Source organism: Elusimicrobiota bacterium, from assembly GCA_040757695.1.
Lineage (GTDB): Bacteria > Elusimicrobiota > UBA8919 > UBA8919 > UBA8919 > JBFLWK01.
The window spans coordinates 1-1,627 of record JBFLWK010000211.1 but is presented as its reverse complement, the minus strand read 5'-3'; the positions used below and the strand labels follow the sequence as shown (position 1 = coordinate 1,627).

Sequence of the window (1,627 nt, the reverse complement as noted above, 5' to 3'; positions counted from 1 at the left end):
TCTTAGTTCTTTATTAGCCAAGGTCCCACGCGGCCATATTGTTCCTTTATGAGTTCCAACATAAGCATCACACGTCGGATAATTTTCGCACACATAGGCCATTCCATAACTTTTACCATAAATCAATTTACTATCTACCAGTTTTGTATTCGACCCACAATACGGGCACCTTGGTTTAATTTTTTCTTCTGGCAATTCCCAATCAACAAATCCAAAATGTTTGCAAGTAATCTTTTCAAGTATTTTTAATGCACACCAATATATGTGGTTCATTTCTGGGTTGTCACTCATAGAACTTTTTTGCAAATAATCATTAACTTCTTCCGCTTTAATTTTACATATGAGAAACTTTGTAGTATTACGTTTTTTAGCTAAATACTCTGCAAATTGCATACAAATATACCGATAAGAATCGTATACTTCAGATTCAATACGGCTCATAGCAAATAATTGATCGATTTGTCGGAAGATTGTTTTTCTGTTTGCCATTATTAATCTTCCTCCATTAGAATCATTTTTCTTTACTGTAATCTATATACCAGTCCACAACCTCACTACGGTTGTGTCCTAAAATTTTACTTACCTCTAACCTGGCTTTTTCCCTGTCCATTCCTTTTTCCCTAAATTCATAGTATTTCTTACTTGCCCAGGTAGCCCTTAAATTGTGAATTCTATGCTGTTCTAAGCCGGTTGCCTCACAGGCTTTTTCAAAACTACTCCAGATATTTTTATATCGATTCTCCCATTTTCTTCCTGGTACAATAAACACAAAATCTTTTTTGCCTTTATTTTCGCAAATATTTTTTAGTTCCTCTAAATATGGTTTAGAAACAGGCACCCAGCGTTCTCTCTTGCCTTTGGCGCCATACTTTACATGAATTAAACCCTTTTCAAAATCAATATCCCGTACCTGTAGTTTAGCACATTCTTTGGAACGTAAACCTAGTTCTGACATACCACGGATAGCAACTGCATACCTATCCCCGTTTTTTTGCTGCCAAACATGCTGCAAAATTTTGGTCATTTCCTCTGAAGTGTATACCCTGTAGCCAGCCCTATCGACTATTCTTTCCTGCTTAGTCACCGGTATTTTTTGACCAGCTGCTCGGGCCTGGTTAATCATTCCCCGTAATTCATCTGGAACAATTTTTATTTCTCCGCCAAATCGTTTTTCCACAGCATCTGAAAATTTTCGCAGTGCCGAAGCAATACCCTGGATATCTTTAACTCCACGGTTTAATAAATCCTGGAAAAAAGCTTTTCCGGCCTCCTGGTGGTTATATGAATTTATATATTTATGACCAAAGCCGTTTTCGTCAGCAAACTTAATATACCGCTGGGCTACATTAAACACGTTGTCATACCATTTTGATGAGTGGATGTAATTTGTCTTTGCTGTTAATATTTTTTCGCCTCTAGCCCGGGCTTCCGCCCGGTATTCTTCTTTTGCCTGATATTTTGAAGCACCTTGCCTTAAGATGCTTTTCAAAGCCATTTCTATTTGTTTTTTTCTGCTTGGTGCAGATCTGCCCATAAAACCACCTCAATTTGTTATTTTCCAAGAATCTCTACCGAGAAACCTTCACAAACCTACCGGTTTGATAACCCACTACCGTAATATCAATTA

2 protein-coding genes are annotated in these 1,627 nt (G+C 37.4%); both read right to left on the bottom strand.

Features of this window, described 5'->3' with window-relative positions; all coding sequences use genetic code 11:
- Positions 1-489, bottom strand: a 489-nt coding sequence (locus tag AB1349_14205) for a zinc-finger-containing protein (GenBank protein ID MEW6558478.1), incomplete at its 3' end; no start/stop codon positions are given.
- A gap of 22 nt (positions 490-511) precedes the next feature.
- Positions 512-1,534 (bottom strand): site-specific integrase, encoded by a 1,023-nt coding sequence (locus AB1349_14200; protein ID MEW6558477.1) that lies wholly within the window; start codon positions 1,532-1,534, stop codon positions 512-514.
- Positions 1,535-1,627 lie beyond the last annotated feature (93 nt).